Origin of the sequence: Pseudomonas sp. DL, assembly GCF_047199225.1 — a bacterium.
Taxonomy (GTDB): Bacteria; Pseudomonadota; Gammaproteobacteria; order Pseudomonadales; family Pseudomonadaceae; genus Pseudomonas; species Pseudomonas aeruginosa.
In genome coordinates, this window is the sequence record NZ_CP178323.1 from 2,986,691 (window position 1) to 3,008,235 (window position 21,545).

The 21,545-nt window shown below is 69.0% G+C and carries 20 protein-coding genes; 9 read left to right on the forward strand and 11 right to left on the reverse strand.

Translation table 11 applies throughout. From position 1 onward, the window contains the following. Window positions 1-28: 28 nt before the first annotated feature. The 5 genes from ACI766_RS13910 (at window position 29) to ACI766_RS13930 (ending at window position 6,122) form a co-directional block, all read left to right on the forward strand. Complete coding sequence (locus ACI766_RS13910) at window positions 29-1,096, forward strand: acyl-CoA dehydrogenase family protein (protein ID WP_003117847.1); 1,068 nt, start codon at window positions 29-31, stop codon at window positions 1,094-1,096. Beyond that, complete coding sequence (locus ACI766_RS13915; RefSeq protein ID WP_003115101.1) at window positions 1,093-1,929, forward strand: ABC transporter ATP-binding protein; 837 nt, start codon at window positions 1,093-1,095, stop codon at window positions 1,927-1,929. Before ACI766_RS13910 ends, ACI766_RS13915 begins: the two co-directional genes overlap by 4 nt. Next, on the forward strand, window positions 1,895-3,094 hold the full coding sequence (locus tag ACI766_RS13920) for an ABC transporter substrate-binding protein (protein WP_003107732.1): 1,200 nt from the start codon (window positions 1,895-1,897) through the stop codon (window positions 3,092-3,094). The genes ACI766_RS13915 and ACI766_RS13920 overlap by 35 nt, the downstream gene beginning before the upstream one ends. Next, the gene (locus ACI766_RS13925; RefSeq protein ID WP_003107734.1) at window positions 3,091-3,855 is read left to right on the forward strand and encodes an ABC transporter permease; all 765 of its coding nucleotides are present in this window, start codon (window positions 3,091-3,093) and stop codon (window positions 3,853-3,855) included. The genes ACI766_RS13920 and ACI766_RS13925 overlap by 4 nt, the downstream gene beginning before the upstream one ends. An 857-nt stretch (window positions 3,856-4,712) precedes the next feature. Further along, a complete protein-coding gene (locus ACI766_RS13930; protein ID WP_003107490.1) occupies window positions 4,713-6,122 on the forward strand; it encodes an LLM class flavin-dependent oxidoreductase in 1,410 nt (469 codons plus the stop codon). Window positions 6,123-6,182: 60 nt separating this feature from the next. Here the strand turns inward: ACI766_RS13930 and ACI766_RS13935 are convergent, their stop codons facing one another. The 6 genes from ACI766_RS13935 to ACI766_RS13960 form a co-directional block, all read right to left on the reverse strand. Further along, complete coding sequence (locus ACI766_RS13935) at window positions 6,183-7,418, reverse strand: SfnB family sulfur acquisition oxidoreductase (RefSeq protein WP_058148770.1); 1,236 nt, start codon at window positions 7,416-7,418, stop codon at window positions 6,183-6,185. Between the two features lie 30 nt (window positions 7,419-7,448). Beyond that, window positions 7,449-8,708 (reverse strand): acyl-CoA dehydrogenase family protein, encoded by a 1,260-nt coding sequence (locus ACI766_RS13940; RefSeq protein ID WP_003117845.1) that lies wholly within the window; start codon window positions 8,706-8,708, stop codon window positions 7,449-7,451. Window positions 8,709-8,925: 217 nt separating this feature from the next. Next, window positions 8,926-10,551: an NADP-dependent glyceraldehyde-3-phosphate dehydrogenase gene (locus ACI766_RS13945; protein WP_003117844.1), complete on the reverse strand. Its 1,626-nt coding sequence runs from the start codon at window positions 10,549-10,551 to the stop codon at window positions 8,926-8,928. Window positions 10,552-10,714: 163 nt separating this feature from the next. Beyond that, a complete protein-coding gene (locus tag ACI766_RS13950; protein ID WP_003089416.1) occupies window positions 10,715-10,858 on the reverse strand; it encodes a hypothetical protein in 144 nt (47 codons plus the stop codon). Between the two features lie 25 nt (window positions 10,859-10,883). After that, window positions 10,884-12,236: a GntP family permease gene (locus ACI766_RS13955; RefSeq protein WP_003107128.1), complete on the reverse strand. Its 1,353-nt coding sequence runs from the start codon at window positions 12,234-12,236 to the stop codon at window positions 10,884-10,886. 96 nt (window positions 12,237-12,332) lie between these two features. Next, complete coding sequence (locus ACI766_RS13960; RefSeq protein ID WP_003107130.1) at window positions 12,333-12,854, reverse strand: gluconokinase, GntK/IdnK-type; 522 nt, start codon at window positions 12,852-12,854, stop codon at window positions 12,333-12,335. Between the two features lie 194 nt (window positions 12,855-13,048). On the opposite strand from ACI766_RS13960, the gene gntR reads away from it, so the two are divergent. Continuing rightward, entirely contained in the window at window positions 13,049-14,080 is a 1,032-nt protein-coding gene (gene gntR / locus ACI766_RS13965; RefSeq protein ID WP_003107131.1) for a LacI family DNA-binding transcriptional regulator GntR, read from the forward strand. 484 nt (window positions 14,081-14,564) lie between these two features. Here gntR and ACI766_RS13970 read toward each other — a convergent pair whose 3' ends face one another. The 3 genes from ACI766_RS13970 to ACI766_RS13980 form a co-directional block, all read right to left on the reverse strand. After that, the gene (locus tag ACI766_RS13970) at window positions 14,565-14,930 is read right to left on the reverse strand and encodes a cupin domain-containing protein (RefSeq protein ID WP_003089408.1); all 366 of its coding nucleotides are present in this window, start codon (window positions 14,928-14,930) and stop codon (window positions 14,565-14,567) included. A 32-nt stretch (window positions 14,931-14,962) separates the two neighbouring features. Continuing rightward, complete coding sequence (locus ACI766_RS13975) at window positions 14,963-16,261, reverse strand: NAD(P)/FAD-dependent oxidoreductase (protein WP_003122720.1); 1,299 nt, start codon at window positions 16,259-16,261, stop codon at window positions 14,963-14,965. Window positions 16,262-16,364: 103 nt separating this feature from the next. Beyond that, complete coding sequence (locus ACI766_RS13980) at window positions 16,365-17,258, reverse strand: LysR family transcriptional regulator (protein WP_003117841.1); 894 nt, start codon at window positions 17,256-17,258, stop codon at window positions 16,365-16,367. Between the two features lie 114 nt (window positions 17,259-17,372). On the opposite strand from ACI766_RS13980, the gene ACI766_RS13985 reads away from it, so the two are divergent. The 3 genes from ACI766_RS13985 to ACI766_RS13995 all read left to right on the forward strand — a co-directional run bounded on the left by ACI766_RS13985 (window position 17,373) and on the right by ACI766_RS13995 (window position 20,604). Continuing rightward, window positions 17,373-18,548, forward strand: coding sequence for a serine hydrolase domain-containing protein (locus ACI766_RS13985; RefSeq protein WP_003122721.1), 1,176 nt, complete (start codon window positions 17,373-17,375; stop codon window positions 18,546-18,548). Beyond that, complete coding sequence (locus tag ACI766_RS13990; protein WP_003450896.1) at window positions 18,548-19,801, forward strand: MFS transporter; 1,254 nt, start codon at window positions 18,548-18,550, stop codon at window positions 19,799-19,801. Before ACI766_RS13985 ends, ACI766_RS13990 begins: the two co-directional genes overlap by 1 nt. 299 nt (window positions 19,802-20,100) lie before the next feature. After that, window positions 20,101-20,604, forward strand: coding sequence for a hypothetical protein (locus ACI766_RS13995; RefSeq protein ID WP_003113089.1), 504 nt, complete (start codon window positions 20,101-20,103; stop codon window positions 20,602-20,604). Between the two features lie 76 nt (window positions 20,605-20,680). Here ACI766_RS13995 and ACI766_RS14000 read toward each other — a convergent pair whose 3' ends face one another. Together ACI766_RS14000 and ACI766_RS14005 are read right to left on the reverse strand one after the other, a co-directional pair. Continuing rightward, entirely contained in the window at window positions 20,681-21,262 is a 582-nt protein-coding gene (locus ACI766_RS14000) for a helix-turn-helix domain-containing protein (RefSeq protein WP_003122724.1), read from the reverse strand. 54 nt (window positions 21,263-21,316) lie between these two features. Continuing rightward, window positions 21,317-21,475 carry a hypothetical protein gene (locus ACI766_RS14005; protein WP_003089396.1) on the reverse strand — a complete coding sequence of 53 codons (159 nt, stop codon included), beginning with the start codon at window positions 21,473-21,475 and terminating at the stop codon, window positions 21,317-21,319. Window positions 21,476-21,545: the final 70 nt, after the last annotated feature.

Consider the following 21,545-nt stretch of genomic DNA (forward strand, 5'->3'; position numbering starts at 1 on the left):
TGCCGCGCCGGCGCAAGGAGTGACGACCATGCTTGACCCGACCCTGAGCGACTGGCTCGACCGCCAGGCCGACGCCCTCGACCGCGGCGACGCCGATCCCGCCGCGCTGCTGCCGCGCCTGGCCGCCGCCGGCGTGCTCGGCGTGGCGGTGGAGGAACGCCTTGGCGGCGCCGGCGGCACGCTCGCCGACGCGGTGGAGCGGGTGGCCGCAGTGGCGGCGCGCTCGCTGACCGCGGCGTTCGTCTTCTGGGGCCAGCGCGCCTTCATCGAGTACCTGTTGCAGAGTCCCAACCAGGAACTGCGCCAACGCCTGCTCGGCGACCTGCTGGCCGGCCGCCTGGCCGGCGCCACCGGGCTGTCCAACGCGATGAAGTTCCTTTCCGGGATCGAGGCGCTGCAGGTGGTGGCGCACGCGGAGGAGGCCGGCTGGCGCCTGGACGGTCGCCTGCCGTGGGTGACCAACCTGCGCAGCGGCGATTTCGTGGTGGCGGCGGCGATCGAACACGGGGAGGGCGGCAAGCCCTTCGTCCTGGCGATTCCCGAAGGCCTCGCCGGCTTGCAGCGCTCGGCGGACCTGCGCCTGCTCGGCCTGCAATGCAGCAACACCGCCGCCCTCGATCTGCGCGCGGTGGCGGTCGGGCGCGACTGGCTGTTGCACGACGACGCCCGGCAGTTCCTGCCACGGGTGCGCCCGGCCTTCCTCGGCCTGCAATGCGGCATGGCCATCGGCCTGGCGCGCCGCGCACTGGACGAAGTGCAGCGGCACCTGGGCGGCAGCCGTTCGCTCCTGGATGGCGAGCTGGCGGCACAGCGCGAAACCCTCGACGGACACGTGGCGGCGCTGCACGCCGGACTGGCCAGCGGCGAGTTCGCCAGCCAGCCGGCACGCCTGTTCCGCATCCGCATCGGGCTCGCCGAAGCCGCCGCCAATGCCGTGCAACTGGAGTTGCAGGCCAGCGGCGGCAAGGCCTACCTGAGCGAGCACGGCGCCGGTTTCGCCCGCCGCTGGCGCGAGTCGGCGTTCGTCCCGATCGTTACGCCGAGCCTGGTGCAACTGCGCGCCGAACTGCAACGCCAGGCCGAGGCCAAGGCATGAGCGAGGCGCTCCTCGACGCTCGCGGGATCGCCCTCGGCTATCCGCGCGGTGCCGGCTGGCAGGCGGTGCTCGGCGATTTCGAATTGCGTCTGGGCGCCGGCGAGGTGGTCTCGATCCTCGGTCCCAGCGGCGTCGGCAAGTCCAGCCTGCTGCGCGTGCTGGCCGGCCTGCAGGAGCCGGCCGCCGGCAGCGTGCGGGTACTCGGCGAGCCCCTGCGCGGACCGCATCCGGGCGTCGCGGTGGCGTTCCAGGACCCCAGCCTGCTGCCCTGGCTGAACCTGGAGAAGAACGTCGCCTTCGGCCTCGATTTCGCCCGCCAGCCGCACCTCGACGCGGCCACCCGCCAGGCCCGCGTCGACCAGGCGATCGCCGCGGTCGGCCTGGAACATGCCCGTGCCCGCTACCCGGCGCAACTCTCTGGCGGCATGGCCCAGCGCACCGCGCTGGCCCGCTGCCTGGCGCGGCAGCCGAAAGTGCTGCTGCTCGACGAACCTTTCGGCGCGCTGGACGAAGTGACCCGCGCCGACATGCAGCAGCTGCTGCTGCGGGCGATCCACGAGCGCGGCACCGCCGTGGTCCTGATCACCCACGATATCGACGAGGCCCTGCTGCTCTCCGAACGCATCCTGCTACTGGGTGACAGCCCGGCGCGGACCCTCGGCGAGTGGCGCATCGACCTGCCGCAGCCACGCGCGGAGCTGGTCGAGGAACTGGGCGCGTTGCGCATCGAGATCCTGAAAACCCTACGGCGGGCGAGCCGCACCCATGCCCATCCCATCGCTCAGCCGGAGGCCTCCCATGTGCCTGGACGACCCGACCCATTCCCGACGTGACATCCTCAAGCTCGCCGCGCTGCTCAGCGCTGCCGGCGCGTTGCCGCTGCTGAGCAGCCTGCAGGCGCGTGCCGCCGCCGAACCCGACGCGCCGGTGCGCATCGGCTATCTGCCGATCACCGACGCCACGCCCTTGCTGGTGGCCCATGCCAACGGCCTGTTCGAGGCCGAGGGCATCCAGGCCGAACGGCCGGTGCTGTTGCGTAGCTGGGCGCAGGTGATCGAGGCGTTCATCTCCGGCCAGGTCAACGTCATCCACCTGCTGTCGCCGATGACCGTCTGGGCCCGCTACGGCAGCAAGGTGCCGGCCAAGGTGGTGGCCTGGAACCACGTCGGCGGCTCGGGGCTCACGGTGGCTCCGGAGATCGCCGACGTGCGCCAGCTCGGCGGCAAGAGCGTGGCGATCCCGTTCTGGTACTCGATCCACAACGTGGTGTTGCAGCAACTGCTGCGCGACAACGGCCTGCGCGCGGTGAGCCGTGCGGTGGGCGCGGCGCTGGCCGCCGACGAGGTCAACCTGGTGGTGCTGCCGCCTTCGGACATGCCACCGGCGCTGGCCAGCAAGCGCATCCACGGCTACATCGTCGCCGAGCCGTTCAACGCCCTGGCGGAGAACCTCAAGGTCGGCCGGGTACAGCGCTTCACCGGCGATGTCTGGCGCAACCACGCCTGCTGCGTGGTGTTCATGCACGAACACGACCTGGAGCGGCGGCCGCAGTGGTCGCAAAAGGTGGTCAACGCCATCGTCAAGGCCCAGCTATGGACTCGCGAGCACCGCGCCGAGGCCGCACAGTTGCTGTCCAAGGCCGGAGCCAACCGCTACACGCCGCACGCACCGGAGGTCCTCGGCCGGGTGCTGGCGCCGGGCGCCGAGGAGCAGCAGGCCTATCTCGCCAGCGGCGCGATCCGCCACGCCGACTGGCAGGAGCGGCGCATCGACTTCCAGCCCTATCCCTATCCGAGCTATACCGAGGAACTGGTGCGGCGGCTGAAGGACACCCTGATCGAAGGCAATAATGCCTTCCTCGCCAGCCTCGATCCGCGCCAGGTGGCCAGTGACCTGGTGGACGACCGCTTCGTCCGCCAGGCCCTGGCAGAGGTCGGCGGGTTGCAGGCGTTCGGCCTCGCCGAGGGCTTCCAGCGCAGCGAGGAGATCAGCCCGTGAGGCAGACGCTGCGCCAGGGCGCGCTAGGCGTCGCCGGGCTGTTGACGCTGTTCGCCCTGTGGTGGCTCGGCGTGGCCCTGTTCGGCGCCGCCGACGGCCTTTCGGCACGCTTCTCGCCGCAGGCGACGTTGCTCAGCCTGGGTGAACTGCTGGAACGCCGCGAACTCTACGAGCACGTGCTGGTGAGCCTGAAACGGGTCCTGCTGGGCTTGTTCCTGGCGCTGCTGGTGGGAGTGCCGCTGGGACTGCTGGTGGGCGCCTCGCGCAACCTGGAAGCGGCGACCACTCCGGCGTTCCAGTTCCTGCGGATGATCTCGCCGCTGTCGTGGATGCCCATCGCGGTGATGCTGATGGGCGTGGGCGACCAGCCGATCTATTTCCTGCTGGCCTTCGCCGCGCTCTGGCCGATCCTGCTGAATACCGCCGCCGGCGTGCGCCAGCTCGACCCGCGCTGGCTGCAACTGAGCCGCAGCCTCGCCGCCACGCCCTGGGAAACCCTGCGCCGGGTGATCCTGCCGGGCATCCTCGGCCATGTGCTGACCGGCGTGCGCCTGGCCATCGGCATCCTCTGGATCGTCCTGGTGCCTTGCGAGATGCTCGGCGTCAGCGCCGGGCTCGGCTACTACATCCTCGACACCCGCGACCGCCTGGCGTACTCCGAGCTGATGGCGATGGTGCTGCTGATCGGCCTGCTCGGCTACCTGCTCGACGCGGCGGCGCGCGGACTCTACCGGCGCTGGGCGCACGGGGCGCTCGGGTAGGACGAGGTACCGGTGCGCTGGCGGATAGCGCCGGGGCGCTATTCGCCCTACGGGTTACGAGGAGCTCGGGTAGGGCGAATAGCCGCTCGCGGCTATCCGCCGGCTGGGGTTCCGGTGCGCTGGCGGATAGCGCTGGGGCGCTATTCGCCCTACGGGTCAATGGGGATGCTCGGGTAGGGCGAATAGCCGCTCGCGGCTATCCGCCGGACGGGGTACCGGTGCGCTGGCGGATAGCGCCAGGGCGCTATTCGCCCTACGGGTTACGAGGAGCTTGGGTAGGGCGAAGAGCCGCTCGCGGCTATCCGCCGGGCGGGGTACCGGTGCGCTGGCGGATAGCGCCGGGGCGCTATTCGCCCTACGGGTCAATGGGGATGCTCGGGTAGGGCGAATAGCCGCTCGCGGCTATCCGCCGGACGGGGTACCGGTGCGCTGGCGGATAGCGCCAGGGCGCTATTCGCCCTACGGGTTACGAGGAGCTTGGGTAGGGCGAAGAGCCGCTCGCGGCTATCCGCCGGGCGGGGTACCGGTGCGCTGGCGGATAGCGCCGGGGCGCTATTCGCCCTACGGGTCAATGGGGATGCTCGGGTAGGGCGAATAGCCGCTTGCGGCTATCCGCCGGACGGGGTACCGGTGCGCTGGCGGATAGCGCCAGGGCGCTATTCGCCCTACGGGGTTCGGGGTTCGGGGCTCGGGGCTCGGGTGGGGCGGGCGAATGTGTTGATCCACCAACACTTGCCCAGCAGTTGCGCCCGCACAGCGACAGGGGCTTGCCACCCAGGCCTTGTCCGGCGCGGCCCCGCGGCCCGGCACGGGCTGTGCACGGGGTGCCGGATGCACAGGCAAGCCAAGGAGTCCCCATGCCGCGCGAAATCCGTCTCAACGCCTTCGAAATGAACTGTGTCGGCCACCAGTCGCCCGGCCTCTGGGCGCATCCGCGCGACCGCTCCTCGCAGTACAAGGACCTGGAGTACTGGACCGACCTGGCGCGGTTGCTCGAACGCGGCCGTTTCGACGGACTGTTCATCGCCGACGTGCTGGGCATCTACGATGTGCTCGACGGCAATGGCGACGCGGCGATCCGCCAGGCCGCCCAGGTACCGGTGAACGACCCGCTGGCGCTGATCACGCCGATGGCCGCGGTGACTCGCCACCTGGGCTTCGGCCTGACCGCCTCGCTGTCCTTCGAGCATCCCTATCCCTTCGCCCGCCGACTCTCGACCCTGGACCACCTGACCAAGGGCCGGATCGGCTGGAACGTAGTGACCTCCTACCTGGAAAGCGGCGCGCGCAACCTCGGCCAGCAGGCCCAGCTCGACCACGACCGCCGCTACGACTATGCCGACGAATACCTACAGGTGCTCTACAAGCTCTTCGAAGGCAGTTGGGAGGACGGCGCGGTGCTCCGCGACCGTCGCCGAAGGATCTTCAGCGACCCGGGCAAGATTCACGAGATCCGCCATGTCGGCGAGCACTTCCAGGTACCCGGCATCCATCTCTGCGAACCGTCGCCGCAGCGCACGCCGGTGCTCTACCAGGCCGGCGCGTCGAGTCGTGGCAAGCGCTTCGCCGCCGAGCACGCCGAGTGCGTGTTCGTCGCCGCGCCATCGAAGACCGTGCTCAAGCAGGCGGTCGCCGACATCCGCCAGCGCGTCGCCGAGGCCGGCCGCGATCCGCGCAAGGTACTGGTGTTCAACCTGCAGACGGTGGTGCTGGGCGAAACCGACGCCAAGGCCAGGGCCAAGTTCGACGAATACCGCGCCTTCGTCAGCTACGAAGGGGCCCTGGCGCTGATCTCCGGCTGGACCGGGATCGACTTCGGCCAGTATCGGCCGGACCAGGTGCTGCGGCACATCCACACCAATGCGATCCAATCGGCGGTGGAAGCGTTTTCCAGCGCCGATCCGACGCGCACCTGGACGGTCCGCGAGCTGGCCGACTGGGTCGGTATCGGCGGCTTCGGCCCGCTGTTCGTCGGCAGCCCGGCGACCGTCGCCGACCTGTTGCAGGAGTGGGTGGAGGACACCGACGTGGATGGCTTCAACCTGGCCTATGCGCTGGCCCACGAAACCTTCAGCGACGTGGTCGAATTGCTGGTGCCGGAGTTGCAGAAGCGCGGGGTGTACAAGACCGAATATGCGCCGGGGACTCTGCGCGAGAAGTTGTTCGGCGACGGCCCGCGGCTGCCGGATTCCCATCCGGCGGCCGGCTATCGCGACCTGCGGGCGCTCTGGGAGAAGGAGGCCGGGCGCAACGCGCTGCCGGCCTGACCTGGGCGGACGGCGGGATGACGCCGGTGGCGATATCCGCCCCAGGGCCCGGGACGGCTCCTAGAGCCAGGCGTGCCGCGGTGGCTTCACCCCATTCAACTGGTAGTTGCCGATGGCATGGTATTTCCAGCGCACCGGGTCATGCAGGGTGTGGGTGCGGGCGTTGCGCCAGTGGCGGTCGAGATTGAGTTCCTCCAGGGTCGAGCGCGTGCCGGCCAGTTCGAACAGCCGGTTGGCGGCGAGCAGGGCGGCTTCGGTGGTGAGCACCTTGGCCTCGGCCACGGCGATCGAGGCGGCGGCCACGCTCTCCTCGTCGGGGGCGGCGAGCGCCGCTTCGATGGCGTCGCCCGCCAGGTCGAGCATGGCATCCGCGGCGCGCACGCGGATGCGCAGGTCGCCGACCTGCTGGATGGTGTAGGGGTCTTCCCAGGCATGCTGCTGGTTGGCGTCTATCCATGGCCGCGCGTGGCGGCGCACCTGCTGCACGGTCTCGGCGAGGATGCCACGGGCGATGCCGGCGTCGATGGCGGCCTGGATGAACTGCGATACGGCGCCGGCGGCGGTGGGGCGGTCGAAGGCGCGGTGCACCGGGATGACGTGCTCGGCCGGCACCCGCACGTTGTCCAGGATGACGGTGCCGCTGGCGGTGGTGCGCTGGCCGAAGCCGGACCAGTCGTCGATCACCGTCAGCCCCGGCGCGTCGCGCGGGATGAACGCCAGGTGCGCGCGCTGCTCGGCGTCGAGGCCGACGGCCGGTACCCAGTGGGCGAGCAGGGCGCCGCTCGAATAGAACTTGCGGCCGTCGATGCGGAACCCGTCGCCATCCGCCAGGACTCGTGTCTGGAATTCGGCGACGGTACGGCTGTGGCGTTCGGAGAAGGCGTTGCCGAAGCGCACGCCGTCTAGCACCAGGCCGTAGAAGAAGCGTTTCTGCTCCTCGCTGCCGTCCAGGCGCAAATGGTCGAGCACCGCCAGGTGGTTCTGCGGCAACTGCGCCAGGGACGGGTCTACCGCGGCGATGGTCTTCAGTACTTCGGCCAGGGTCCGGTAGCCGACCTCGGCGCCGCCGTAGGCGCGCGGTACGCTGATGCCCCATAGGCCGCTCTGCGAGAAGGCTTCCAGTTCGGCCACCGGCAGCCGGCGCTGGCGGTCGCGCAGCGAGGCTTCCTCGGCGAACAGCCCGGCCAGTTCGCGGGCGACGCGGATCGCCTCGGCGTCGTCGGCGATGCGCCGGGCCGGGGTCCGTGGCAGCGGTTGCCGATAGGGATCGGCGGCGTTCTTTTCCAGTGCGCTCATGGCAACTCCTTGCGATGGGATGGGCGAGGTTCAGCGGGACGCCGTGGCCGGACCGCTGCCGATCTGCCAGACGTAGGGCGGCTCGCTGCCGTTGATCTCCCAGTCGCCGACGATCCGTTGCTTGTAGATCAGGGGATTGTGCGAGGCGGCGGTGCGCGCATTGCGCCAGTGGCGGTCGAGCTGCTTGCCGCGGCCGACGGCGGAAGCGCCGCTGGCGTCGAACAGCTCGCTGGTGGCCTGCAACACCAGTTCGGCGACGATCGCCTGGGCCTTGGCCGATTCGATCTCGGCGGCGATATTGGCCTCCTTCTCCGCCTGCGGGTCGCCTACGAAGCGCGCCAGGTAGGCGCGCTGGGCCGCTTCGGCGGCGCGCAGGGTGGCCGCCTCGGCGGCGTAGACGCGCGCGGCGATGCGCCCGACCACCTGCTGCACCTGGGGATCCTGGCTGACTCGCGGGGCATTGCCGTGGCTGTAGATACGGGTCCGCCCGCGCACCTCGGCGGCGACGTCGCGCAAGGCGGCGCGGCCGGTGCCGGCCAGCACCGCGAGCAGGACCAACTGGTAGAACGCGGTCTGGTACTTGAAGCGGCTGGCGAAGTCGATGAGGTTCTCTTCCTCCACCTCGGCGTCCTCGAACAGCGACGTGCCGCTGCCGGTGGTGCGCTGGCCGAAGCCGTCCCAGTCGTCGCTCTGGCGCACGCCGGGCTGGTCGGTGCGGATCGCCGCGATCACGTCGGCGCCGGTGTCGTCGCGCTGGGCATACAGATCGATCCAGTCGGAGAAGAGGCTGCCGGTGCTGTAGTACTTACTGCCGTTCACCACCCAGCGACCGTCGTCCTTGCGCGAGACGCGGGTGAGCACTTCGCCCAGCCGTACCGAACCGACCTCGGTCCAGGCGCAGCCGACCAGGTCGCCCTCGACGAAGCGCCGCAGCCAACGGTCGCGGCCAGGGCCGGGCTCGGCATTGAGACGGTCCTCGACGAAGGCGAAGTGGCCGCGCAGGGCCTGGGTGATGTTGGAGTCGGCCTCGGCCAGTTCGATCAGCAACTGAACCAACTGCGGCAGCGAGGCGCCGGCGCCGCCGTGCTCGCGCGGCACGCGCACGGCGCCGAAGCCGGCCTGCTTGAGCCAGGCGATCGCCTCGTGGGGCAGTTCGCGTTGCCGTTCGCGCTCGACGGCGCCTTCGGCGATGCGCGCGAAGATCGGTCGGAAACGCTGGGCGAGCAGTTCGTAGTCGGCGCCTTCGGAGAGACTGGCGGCGGTGGCTTCGGGATGGACGCGGGCGTTCATGCGGACTCCTGGTAGGCAGCGGGGCCGTCCGGTCGACGGCTACCCTGGAGTCCGGGCCGTTGCACAGCCTGTGCCGACCCGCGCAGGCCACTGGTTGCGCGGGTTCGCGCGAGCAGGAGGTGTTGCCGGGGCGGCAGCCTGTTGCGCGGCTGCTGCCTGGCGGACAGTGGGGGAGGTGGCGGCAGGTCCCTCTCCCGGCGGGAGAGGGACAGGCGCTTCAGAAGATGTAGTCGGTGGTGAGGAAGTTCGACGCGCGGTTGCGGATGATCTCGCTGACCAGGGTCTTGTTCGCCTCGGTGTCGCGGGTCGCCACCAGGGTGCGGATGGAGAACACCCGCAGCGCGTCATGGACCGACAGGGTGCCTTCCGCCGAATTCTTCCGGCCGTTGAACGGGTAGCTGTCCGGGCCGCGCTGGCACTGGGCGTTGACGTTGATCCTGCCGACCTGGTTGGCGAAGGCGTCGACCAGCCGGCCGATCTGCGCCGGGTCGTTGCCGAACAGGCTCAACTGCTGGCCGTAGTCGGAGCGCAGGACGTAGTCGATCACCTCGTCCAGCTCGCGATAGGGCACCACCGGCACCAGCGGACCGAACTGCTCCTCGTGGTAGAGGCGCATGTCCGGGCTCACCGGACTCAGCAGAGCGGGGTAGAAGAAACTTTGCCGATGCTCGCCGCCGCCCGCATTGACCACTCGTGCGCCCTTGGCCAGGGCGTCGTTCAGCAGGCCTTCGAGATAGTCGACCTTGCCCGGCTCCGGCAGCGGCGTCAGCGCCACTCCCGGTTCCCACGGCATGCCCGGCTTGAGGCTGGCCAGGCGCGCGCTGAACTTGTCGAGGAACGGTCGCAGCACGCTTTCGTGGACGAACAGGATCTTCAGCGCGGTGCAGCGCTGGCCGTTGAAGGACAGCGCGCCGGTGACCGCCTCGTTCACCGCGTTGTCCAGGTCGACCTGCGGCAGGACGATACCCGGGTTCTTCGCGTCCAGGCCGAGGGCGGCGCGCAGGCGGTGCGGGCGGGGGTGCAGCTTCTTCAGGTCGCTGGCGCCGGAATGGGTGCCGATGAAGGCGAACACGTCGACCTTGCCGCTGGCCATCAGCGCCGACACGGTTTCCCGGCCGCGCCCGTAGATGACGTTGATCACTCCTGGCGGGAAGCTGTCGCGGAAGGCTTCCAGCAACGGGCGGATCAGCAGCACGCCGAACTTGGCCGGCTTGAACACCACCGTATTGCCCATGATCAGCGCCGGGATCAGGGTGGTGAAGGTTTCGTTCAGCGGGTAGTTGTACGGCCCCATGCACAGCGCCACGCCCAGCGGAACCCGGCGGATCTGGCCGAGGGTGCCCTGTTCCAGTTCGAAACGGCTGGAGCGGCGGTCGAGTTCCTTCAGCGCTTCGATGGTATCGACGATGTAGTCGCAGGTGCGGTCGAACTCTTTCTCGGAGTCCTTGAGGTTCTTGCCGATTTCCCACATCAGCAGCTTGACCACCGCCTCGCGTTGCTCGCGCATCCGCGCCAGGAAGCGTTCGACGTGCTGGATGCGCTCGGCCACCCGCAGGTTCGGCCACAGGCCCTGGCCGTGGTCGTAGGCCCGCACCGCGGCGTCGAGCGCGGCGAGCGCGGCGTCGGCGTCGAGCAGCGGGGTGCTGCCGAGGATCACCTGGCGCTCGCCGTCGGCCTCGGCGAGGAATACCGGGCTGCGTACCGGCGCCAGCGGGCCGTCCCAATGTCGCAGTTGGCCGTCGACCAGGTAGTCGCGCTGCTCGATGGGGGCGTCGGGGCGGTACTGCTCGGGAATGGCGTCGAGGCTGGGAAACAGCGAATCGAGGTGGAGCGGGGCGGTCATGGCGGGTCCTCGAATGACGTGGATGAAAGGCGTGGGACTGTTGTAGCGCGGTCCGGATCGAAGGTAAATCGTTTCAGCAGGAAAACCGTCGCGCCCTTGCCGGAAATCAGCCTTTGCTCCCGCTTCGTGGGGGGCGGGAGCAAAGGCATGGCGCCGGCTGGCTTCAGGCGTCGGCGGTAGGCTCTTCGCGGGGCCGCGCCGGCGGTGGCTCAAGCAGTTCCTGCTGCTCGGCATAGCGCTGGCGGATATCGAAGTCGCGCGGCCAGCGCGAGGCTTCGTGGTCGGGGCGTTGCATTGGTTCGGTCATGGCTGAACTCCGGTCGGGCTGGTGCTCAGAGCACCAGCGACAGCAACAGGATGAAGACCAGGCCGACCACGGAGAGGATGGTCTCCATCGCGGTCCAGGTCTTGAAGGTCTCGCTGACGCTCATGTTGAAGTACTGCTTGACCAGCCAGAACCCGGCGTCGTTGACATGGGAGAGGATCAGCGAGCCGGCGCCGGTGGCGAGCACCAGCAACTCGCGGTTGACGCCGGGAATCAGGTCGATCACCGGCACCACGATGCCGGCCCCGGTGATGGTGGCGACGGTGGCCGAGCCGGTGGCGATGCGGATCACCGCGGCCACCAGCCAGGCCAGCAGGATCGGCGAGATCTGCGCGTTCACCGCGAGATGGCCGATGACGTCGCCGACCCCGCTGGCCACCAGCATCTGCTTGAAGCCGCCGCCGGCGCCGATGATCATCACGATGGCGGCGGTCGGTGCCAGGCTCTGGTCGAGCAGCCTGAGGATCTTCTTCGAGTCGAAGCCACGGGCGTAGCCGAAGGTATAGAGCGCCACCAGCAGGGCCAGGAGCAGGGCGCTGATCGGATGGCCGATCATGTCCATCCAGGCGCGGAACGCGTGGCCATCGGGGAAGGCGACGTCGGCGAAGGTCTTCAGCAGCATCAGGAACACCGGCAGCAGCACGGTCGCCAGGGTCACGCCGAAGCTGGGCAGGTCCTGGGTCTCGGGCTCGTGGGCGATCTGCTCGACCAGTTCCGCCGATGGCGTGCCGGGTATGTAGCGCGAGACCAGCGCGCCGAACAGCGGGCCGGCGATGGCGGCGGTGGGCAGGGCGACGATCAGGCCGTAGAGGATGGTCTTGCCGATGTCGGCGCCGAACACGCCGATCGCCAGCAGCGGGCCGGGATGCGGCGGCACCAGACCGTGCACCGCGGAAAGGCCGGCGAGCAACGGGATGCCGATCTTGATCAGGGACACGCCGCTGCGCCGGGCGACGATGAACACCAGCGGGATCAGCAGGATGAAGCCGATCTCGAAGAACAGCGGGATGCCCACCAGGAACGCGGCGAGCATCATCGACCAGTGCACCCGCTCCTTGCCGAAGGCGCGGATCAGGGTGCGGGCGATCTGGTCGGCGCCGCCGGAATCGGCCATCAGCTTGCCGAGCATGGTGCCCAGGGCGAGGATCACGCCGACGAAGCCGAGCACGCCGCCGAAGCCGTCCTGGAAGGATTTGACGATCTTCTCCACCGGCATCCCCGAGGTCAGGCCGAGGAAGCCGGCGGCGATGATCAGGGCGATGAAGGGATGCACCTTGAAGCGGGTGATCAGCACGATCAGGCCGATGATGGTCACCAGGGCGTCGAGGAGCAGGTAGGCATCGTGTGACATGCCGAACATGGAGGGCTCTCCTTTTGTCGTTGTTCTACCGGAGTTGCTGTTTCATTGAAGCGCTTTTTCGGGGTAGCGCTATCTTTGTCGGACAAGCGAAAGACTTCAGGCGGCGGCGTGCTCCAGCCACCAGGCGTGGGCGGCCTGCGCCAGGCATTCCACCGGCAGGGTGGCGTCCAGGCGCAGGGTCAGGGGTTCGTCGAGCGGCGGCTCGAGGGCGGCGAACTGGCTGTCGATCAGGGTCGCCGGCATGAAGTGGCCGGGGCGCTGGGCGACGCGCTCGGCGGCGACCGCCGGGGTCAGTTCCAGGTAGACGATGCCGAGGCCGGGCACCGCGCGGCGCAACCGGTCGCGGTAGGCGCGCTTGAGGGCGGAACAGGTCAGTACCGGCAGCTTGCCGGCGGCCACCGCCTGGCGCAGCTGCTCGGCGAGGGTGTCCAGCCAGCCGGCGCGGTCGTCGTCGGTGAGGGGAATGCCGGCGCTCATCTTGCGGATGTTGGCGGCGGGATGGAAGCTGTCGCCTTCGATGCCGTGGGCGCCGCTGCGCTGGCAAAGGGCCTGGCTGACGCTGGACTTGCCGCAACCGGCGACACCCATGATGACCAGGGCTTGGAGGGGTGGATGCATGGAACACCTCAAGCGTGAGACAGCGCTGTCTTTGCGACCTGGAAAAAATCGCGCGAGCCTGGCTCCGCCTTCTTGTCGTTGTGGTCTGTCGAATCCCGCGCGGGCAGTGGCGGACAGGCCGCCTCAGGCGATTGCCCAGATCGCGAGACAGCGCTACCTTAGTGCCTGGAATTTTGTTTGGCAAGCAGGCCACGATGAGCATCACCAAGAACGACAAGAACACGCGAACCACCGGACGTCCCACCCTCAACGAAGTCGCGCGCCGCGCCGGGGTCAGCCCGATCACCGCGTCGCGCGCGTTGCGCGGCGTCGCCAGCGTCGCCGAAGAACTGGCGCAGAAGGTCCGCGACGCCGCCCGCGAACTCGGCTACGTGGCCAACCCCGCGGCGCGCGCGCTGGCCTCGGCGCAAAGCCACAGCGTGGCGGTGCTGGTGCCGTCGCTGGCCAACCTGCTGTTCATCGAGACCCTCGAGGCGATCCACGCGGTACTGCGGCCGCAGGGCCTGGAAGTGCTGATCGGCAACTTCCACTACTCGCGCAACGAGGAAGAGGACCTGATCCGCAACTACCTGGCCTACCAGCCACGCGGCCTGCTGCTGACCGGCTTCGAGCGCACCGAGAGCGCCCGGCGGATGATCGAGGCCAGCGGCATTCCCTGCGTGTACATGATGGACCTGGACTCCGGCTCCGGGCTCAATTGCGTCGGCTTCTCCCAGTTGCGCGCCGGCGAGGCCGCCGCCGAGCACCTGCTGGCACGCGGCCGCAGGCGCCTGGCCTACATCGGCGCCCAGCTCGACCAGCGCACCCTGCTGCGCGGCGAGGGGTTCCGCCGCGCCTTGCAAAAGGCCGGCTGCTACGACCCGGGGCTGGAAATCCTTACGCCGCGGCCGTCCTCGGTGGCCCTCGGCGGCGAACTCTTCGTGCAGTTGCTGGCCAGCCAGCCGCAGGTCGACGGGGTGTTCTTCTGCAACGACGACCTGGCCCAGGGCGCGCTGCTGGAGGCCCTGCGCCGTGGGGTCAAGGTGCCGGAACAGATCGCCGTGCTCGGTTTCAACGACCTGCCGGGTTCGGACTGCACGGTCCCGCGCCTGAGCAGCATCCGCACCCCGCGCGAAGCCATCGGCCGGCGCGCGGCGGAGCAGTTGCTGGCGCTGATCGCCGGCAAGGAGGTGCGCGATAGCGCGCTGGACATGGGGTTCGAGCTGATGGCGCGGGAGAGCACCTGAACCCGCGGCCCGACGGTGCGGCCGTTCAGGGACATGTCGAGGGCTGGGCAGCGCCGCCGGGCGTAACGGCTTGCCGGGTAGGGCGGATAGCGCCGCAGGCGCTATCCGCCGTTACGCCGGGTTTCACGGCGGATAACCGCGAGCGGTTATTCGCCCTACGGGGACATGTCGAGGGTTGGGCAGCGCCTCCGGGCGGAACGGCTTGCCGAGTAGGGCGAATAGCGCCGCAGGCGCTATCCGCCGTTACGCCGGGTTTCACGGCGGATAACCGCGAGCGGTTATTCGCCCTACGGGGACATGTCGAGGGCTGGGCAGCGCCTCCGGGCGGAACGGCTTGCCGAGTAGGGCGAATAGCGCCGCAGGCGCTATCCGCCGTTACGCCGGATTTCACGGCGGATAACCGCGAGCGGTTATTCGCCCTACGGGGGCGTGTCGAGGGCTGGCAGCGCCTCCGGGCGTAATGGCTCGCCGTTACGCCGGTGTCTCAAGCCACCGCGTAGTAATGCTTGACGAAGCCGCCGTCGGCAACCTCCCAGAGCACCGGGGTGCCCTTGCTGACGAACCAGCTGTCGCCGGCCTTGTAGAGCGTGCTCTGGCCGGTGGACTCGTCGGTGAGGCGGACCTCGCCGCTGACCACCGTGGCCTGTTCGCTGAACGGATAGGTCATGCGGAACTTGCCGGCGGTGGTGCCGAAGTAGGCGGCGCTGACCGGGTCGGTGGGGGCTCCTGCGGTCATCTTGCCGAAGGCTTTCACCTCGCCTTCGAGGATCTCCGAGCCGAGGTCGGCGACGCTGCCCCAGGCGTCCAGTTCGTCGAGGGTGATGCCGTGGCGGATAACGGTAATGGCCATGGGAATGCTCCTTGTAGAGTGATCGGTAGGTTTCAGCGCCGGCCGTTCCAGTAGCCGGAGAGCTGGTGCCAGGTCTTGCCCGCGCTGAGCAGCAGCGGGCGGAAGTGGTCCTTGCCGTGGATCGGGATGCGGCGCACCGAGCTGAGCAGGTCGTAGCGCGCCGAGCCTTCGCTCATGCCTTCGGCGAGGACCTTGCAGACGATGTGGCTGGGGGTCACGCCGAACCCGGAATAACCCTGGACGAAGAACGCGTTGGGCCGCCCCGAGAGGCTGCCGATCTGCGGGAACAGGTTGGCGCTGCAAGCCATCGGCCCACCCCAGGCGAGGTCGATGCGGATGTGCTCCAGGTAGGGGAAGATCTTCAGCATCAGCTTGCGGTTCCAGGCCTTGAGGTCGCCGGGGATGCGTTCGACGAAGGGCGTGGCGGCGCCGAACAGCAGGCGGTTCTCGTTGGTCACCCGGTAGTAGTCGATGACCGGGCGGATGTCGCTGTAGGCGCCGCGGATCGGGCTGATCCGCTGGATCAGTTCGTCCGGCAGCGGCTCGGTCATCATCTGGAACGCGTAGGTATTGATGGTGGTGCGGTGCAGCTCGGGTTCGAGCCGGTTGAGGAAGCTGTCGCAGGCCCAGAGCAGCTTGTTCGCGGTGACCGAGCCCTTGGCCGTGCGCACGCGGATGCGCTCGCCGTATTGCACCTCCAGCGCCGGGCTGTATTCGAATATCCGTGCGCCGAGGCCGGCCAGTGCCTTGGCTTCGCCGAGCAGCAGGTTGAGCGAGTGCACATGGCCGCCGCCCATGTGCAGCAGGGCGCTGCCGTAGGCGTCCGAGCCGATGATCTGGCGCACCTCGGCACCGTGCAGGTAACGGATCTCATGGGGCGAGCCGAGCGACCGGAATTCCTTTTCCCAGGCCTGCAGGGTCTTCGCCTGGCGTGCGTTGAAGCCCATGTAGCCGTAGCCGTGGCAGAAGTCGGCGTCGATGGCGTACTTCTCGATACGGCCCTTGATGATGTCGGCGCCGAGGTCGCTGATCTCGAAGATCGCCCGCAGGCCGTCCTCGCCGACATCCTTGCGGATCTTCTCCAGGTCGTGGCCGATGCCGGCCATGATCTGCCCGCCGTTGCGCCCGGTACCGCCGAAGCCGAGGTGGCGGGCCTCCAGCACGACGATGTCGGTGATGCCGTGCTCGGCCAGCTCAAGCGCGGTGTTGATCCCGGAGAAGCCGCCGCCGATCACCACCACGTCGGCGTCCAGGTCGGTTTCCAGGGAGGGGAAGGACAATTCGTACTTCTTGGTCGCCGTGTAGTAGGTCGGCGTCTCGATGTTGATCATGGATGCGGCCTGGCAAGGGGTGGATGTACCTATTAGACGCTCCGTGGCCGCCGCGGTCTTGTTCCTGTCTGCCGCCGGCTTGACCGGCCCTGCCAGGCGCGCTTCAGCCCAGCGTGGCGATCACCCGTGGCGCGACGAAGTCGATGAAGGCGCGCAGCTTGGGCGAGACCTGGCGGCCGGACGGCCAGAGCAGGAAGAACCGCGCGCGGCGCTCGCAGAAGGTGTCGAGGACGCTGACCAGGCGCCCTTCGCGCAGCGCCTCGCGGATCGAGAAGTCCGGCAGGCAGGCGATGCCCTGGTCGCGCAGGGCGAAGCAGACGCGGGTCTCGATGTTGTTGCAGACCATCGACACCGGGATCTGCGGCGGGGCTTCGCCGTCCGCGCGGCGCAGCGGCCATTCCTCGAGGCGGCCGGTATTGGGGAAGCGGTAGTGCAGGCAGGTGTGCCGCAGCAGGTCTTCCGGGCAGCGCGGTGTGCCGTGGCGGGCGAAGTAGGCCGGCGAGCCGACCAGCTTCAGCTGGAACTCACCCAGTTCGCGCATGGACAGCCGCGAATCCACCGGCTGGCCGGTGCGCAGGACCACGTCGAAGCCTTCGTCGACGACATCCACCACGCGATCGCTGAAGTCGAGGTCTAGCTCGATGTCCGGATAGGCCTGCATGAAATCGGCGAGCGTCGGCAGGACCAGCCCGCTGACCAGCGGCAGGCTGACCCGCAGGCGCCCGCGCGGGGTCTCGCGGCTTTGCGACAGCTCCAGCTCGGTGGCTTCGATCTCGGCCAGGATGCGCCGGCTGCGCTCGAGGAACAGGCTGCCTTCGGCGGTCAGGGTGATGCTGCGGGTGCTGCGGTGGAACAGGCGCACGCCGAGTTTCTCTTCCAGGCGGGCGACCCGCTTGCCCACCGCCGAGGCGCTGACGCCGAGGGTCCGGGCGGCGCCGACGATGCTGCGGGTCTCGGCGACGCGGACGAAGACGGTGAAACCGCTGAGGCTGTCCATGCAAGGCTCCGATTACGGACATAACGGTCCGGATAGAACGGAACTCTATCCGTCTTTTTCCGCTTTTGCAGCGCTCTTAGCCTGTCCGCATCCTTCATCTGCGGAGAGTCCCGCATGTCCAGTTTCGAACGAGAGCCAGGCTGCGGCCTGGCGGAAAATGTCGATCAGGTGATCGAGGCGGCATTCGCCGACCAGCGCCTGGTGGGGGCGGTGGTGCTGGTGGCACACCGGGGGCAGTGGCTCTATCGACGGGCTGCCGGCCTGGCCGACCGCGAAGCCGGCCGGATAATGGGCGAGGACAGCCTGTTCCGCCTGGCCTCGGTGAGCAAGCCGATCGTCAGCGTCGCGGCCCTGAGCCTGGTGGACGAGGGCCGGCTGGCCCTCGATGAGCCGATTGCCGACTGGTTGCCGGCGTTCCGTCCGCGCCTGGCCGACGGCCGCGAGGCGCGCATCACGCCGCGGCAGTTGCTGAGCCACAGCGCCGGCCTCGGCTATCGCTTCCTCGAAGCCGACGCAGACGGCCCCTATGCCCGCGCCGGGATTTCCGATGGCATGGACCTGCCGGGTTTCGACCTGGCCGAGAATCTCCGTCGCCTGGCCTCCGTGCCCTTGCTCTACGAACCCGGCCGCGCCTGGGGCTATTCGCTGGCCACCGACGTGCTCGGCGCGCTGGTGGAGCGGGTCGACGGGCGGCCGCTGGCGGAAGCGCTGCGGCAGCGGGTCGGGATTCCAGCCGGCATGCGCGACAGCGGCTTCCTCTGCGCCGACGCGTGCCGACTGGCGGCGGTCTACGTCAGCGACCGGCCACGCCCGCGCCGAATGGCCGGGCGGGAGACCGTGGCGCCGTTCGAGGACAGCGTCGGCATTCGCTTCGAGCCGAGTCGGGCTTTCGAACCGTCTGCCTATGCGTCCGGCGGGGCGGGGATGATCGGCAGCGCCGGCGACGTGCTGCGCCTTTTGGAAATCCTTCGCCAGGGCGGCGCGCCGTTGCTGACGCCTGGCCTGGTGGAGGAGATGGGCCGCGACCAGGTACCCGGCCTGGAACTGCCGGCCAATCCCGGTTTCGGCTTCGGCCTGGGTTTCTCCGTGCTGCGCGACCCGGCTATCGCGCAATCGCCGGAGGCTCCCGGCACCTGGCGCTGGGGTGGCGCCTACGGGCATTCCTGGTTCGTCGACCGGGCCCGCGAACTGTCGGTGGTGGCGCTTACCAACACCCTGTTCGAGGGCATGTCGGGACGCTTCGTCAACGACCTGCGCGACGCCGTCTACCGTTCCGCGGAGCTGCGCTGATGGGACGCCGCGAAGCATTTCCGGAGAACGCCGGGGCCGCTGCGTCGGCCGTGGCGCCGCGGCTGCCGCTGAGTGCGCTGCTGGCGATGGCGATGTCCGGCTTCGTCGCCATTCTCAGCGAAACCCTGCCGGCCGGCCTGCTGCCGCAAATCGGCGCGGGGCTGGCGGTCAGCGAGGCGCTGGCCGGGCAACTGGTCAGCGTCTACGCCTTGGGTTCGCTACTGGCCGCGCTGCCGGCGGCGAGCCTAACCCAGGGCTGGCGGCGCCGCCGGGTGCTGCTGCTGGCGCTGCTGATCTTCTTCGTCTGCAACAGCCTAACCGCCGTTTCCTCGGATTACCGCCTGACCCTGCTGGCGCGCTTCGGCAGCGGCGTCGCCGCCGGCCTCGCCTGGGGCCTGCTGGCCGGCTACGCGCGGCGCCTGGTGCCGCCGGAGCAGCAGGGGCGGGCGCTGGCGGTGGCCATGCTCGGTGCGCCGCTGGCGCTGTCGCTCGGCGTTCCGCTGGGCACCTGGCTGGGCGGCCTACTCGGCTGGCGCTGGGCCTTCGGCCTGTTGTCGCTGACCGCGCTGCTGCTGGTCGGCTGGGTGCTGCGCAGCGTGCCGGACTTCCCTGGCCAGCCGGCCGGGCGGCGCCTGCGCCTGCTCGGGGTGCTGCGCACGCCGGGCGTGCGTCCGGTATTGCTGGTGATCGTCGCCTGGGTGCTGGCGCACAACATCCTCTACACCTATATCGCGCCGTTCCTCGCCAAGGTCGGCCTGGGCGCCTCGGTGGACCTGGCCCTGCTGGTATTCGGCAGCGCCGCGGTGGCGGGAATCTGGCTGGTCGGCGTGCTGGTCGACCGGCACCTGCGGCGGATGGTCCTGGCCAGCCTGGCGCTGTTCGCCGTGGCGGCGCTGGCGCTGTGCCTGGGCGCTCGCTGGAGCTGGCTGGCGTTCGCCGGCCTGGCCCTCTGGGGGCTGACGTTCGGTGGCGCGGCGACGCTGCTGCAGACCGCCTCGGCGGACGCCGCCGGGGAGGGCGCCGACCTGGCCCAATCGATGATCGTGGTGGCCTGGAACCTGGCCATCGCCGGCGGCGGAGCGTTGGGTGGCATGGTGTTGCAGCGCTGGGGCAGCGAGATGCTGCCCTGGACCCTGCTACCGCTGATCGGCTTGGCCGCCGTGCTGGCCTGGGGCAATGCCGCGCACGCTTTCCGCGTCGGCCCGCGCGACTTCCGCAGGGCATCGCCCGAGCACCGGAAAGCGGCGCAATAGACGGGGCTGCGCCCGGCAAGGGGAAAAAGGCTGCGGGTCTTAGAACGTTTATTCACCTGGGTTATTTGGATAGGTCCGTTTCGAATATCCATCGCGTCGAAATACCGGCCGTGACGATGCGTTCCTCCGCCATGCAGCGGAATCCGCTGTCATTGCGCCGAACATCTTCGCTGTCTCGCCGCTAGCCACCATGCAGCGCCCGGCTCGGCTGTTGCACCGGCATCTTGCCGGTGCGTCGGCGCTGCCTAGAATCGGCCCCATTCGCACCTACCCCCGCTTCGCCTACAGGAGTTACCGCCATGATGAATGCCATGCAGATGCCGATGAACATGAATGCCGCCATGCCGATGATGCCCATGATGGGCATGCCGATGATGATGGCGACCATGCAGTGCGAAACGATGGACGACGGCATGCTGTGCAAGATGATGCCGGCGATGGGCATGGACATGGGCCAGTTCCGCAACAGCGCCGAGATGATGGCGATGATGATGAACTGCGGCATGCCCATGATGATGCAGTGCGGCAACCTGGCGATGATGGGCATGTCCCAGGCCTGCATGGCGATGATGCCGACGATGGGCATGGGGATGGGCATGCCGATGATGGGCATGGCTCCGATGAAGTGCATGATGGAGTGCTCCATGCAGGGCGACGCCATGCACTGCAGGATGATGCCGATGCAGGGCATGGACATGGAGATGTTCAAGAACTGCTGCATGCTGATGGCGAAGATGATGGAGTGCGGCATGCCGATGATGATGAGTTGCAACGGCATGCCGATGATGTGCTGCACCTGCTGATCCGTCGCCGGATGGAAAAGGCCCGCCCGGGATGACCGGGCGGGCCTTTCTTCGTCCATGGCAGCAGGGCCGGGGGTCAGTCCAGGCGCTCCGGGTAGGTCATCACCAGGTACGCCAGGGCTTCGCTATCGGCGGGGTTGCGGTAGCTGTGCGGCTGGTCGGCGTAGAACAGGATCGAGTCGCCGGTGGCGAGCAGGAAGCGCTCCTCGTTGACCCGCACTTCCAGTACCCCCTGCGCCACCACCAGGTTCTCCTGGGTGCCGGGGGCGTGGGCTTCGGCGTCTTCCTGGCCGAGGCCGCGCAGGCGCAGTTCGTAGAACTCCACCTGGCGCGCCACATCGAAGGGGAACAGCGCGCGGCTGGTGAAGGCGCCGTCGGCGCTGACCAGGCGCTTGCTCTGTTGCGCCGGCAGCACGGCGACACCGGCGAAGGCGCGATCGTCGAGGAAGGCTGCCACCGACACCTTGAGACCCTGGGCGATCTTGCACAGCACCTTGATCGACGGCACGCTGCGCCCGGACTCGATCTGCGCCAGCATCGCCCGGCTGACACCGGAAATCCGCGCCAGGGCGTCCAGCGAGAGATTGCGCTTGCCGCGCAGGCGCAGCAGGTTGTGGGCGACGCGCTGGCCAATCAGATCATCGGGTTCGGTATGCACGCCGGCGGCCAGTTCCAGGTGGGCAACGCCATCGCTGGCGGGCAGGTTCATCGGTCAGGCCCGGCGGCTGCGCTCGTCGTGCCTGGCTGGCGGTTGCGGCACGGCGTAGCCGGCCCGCCAGGCGTACACCGCCCACATCATTTCGCCCAGGCGGCGTGCCTGGCGGCGCGAGCGGTAGCGGGCGAAATCGATGACGTTGTCGGTGCGGTCCATGAGGCATTCCTCGGGCGGCGGGTTCGATGGCAGCCAGACTATCCCTTCGCCGCTTAGAGCCATAAATACT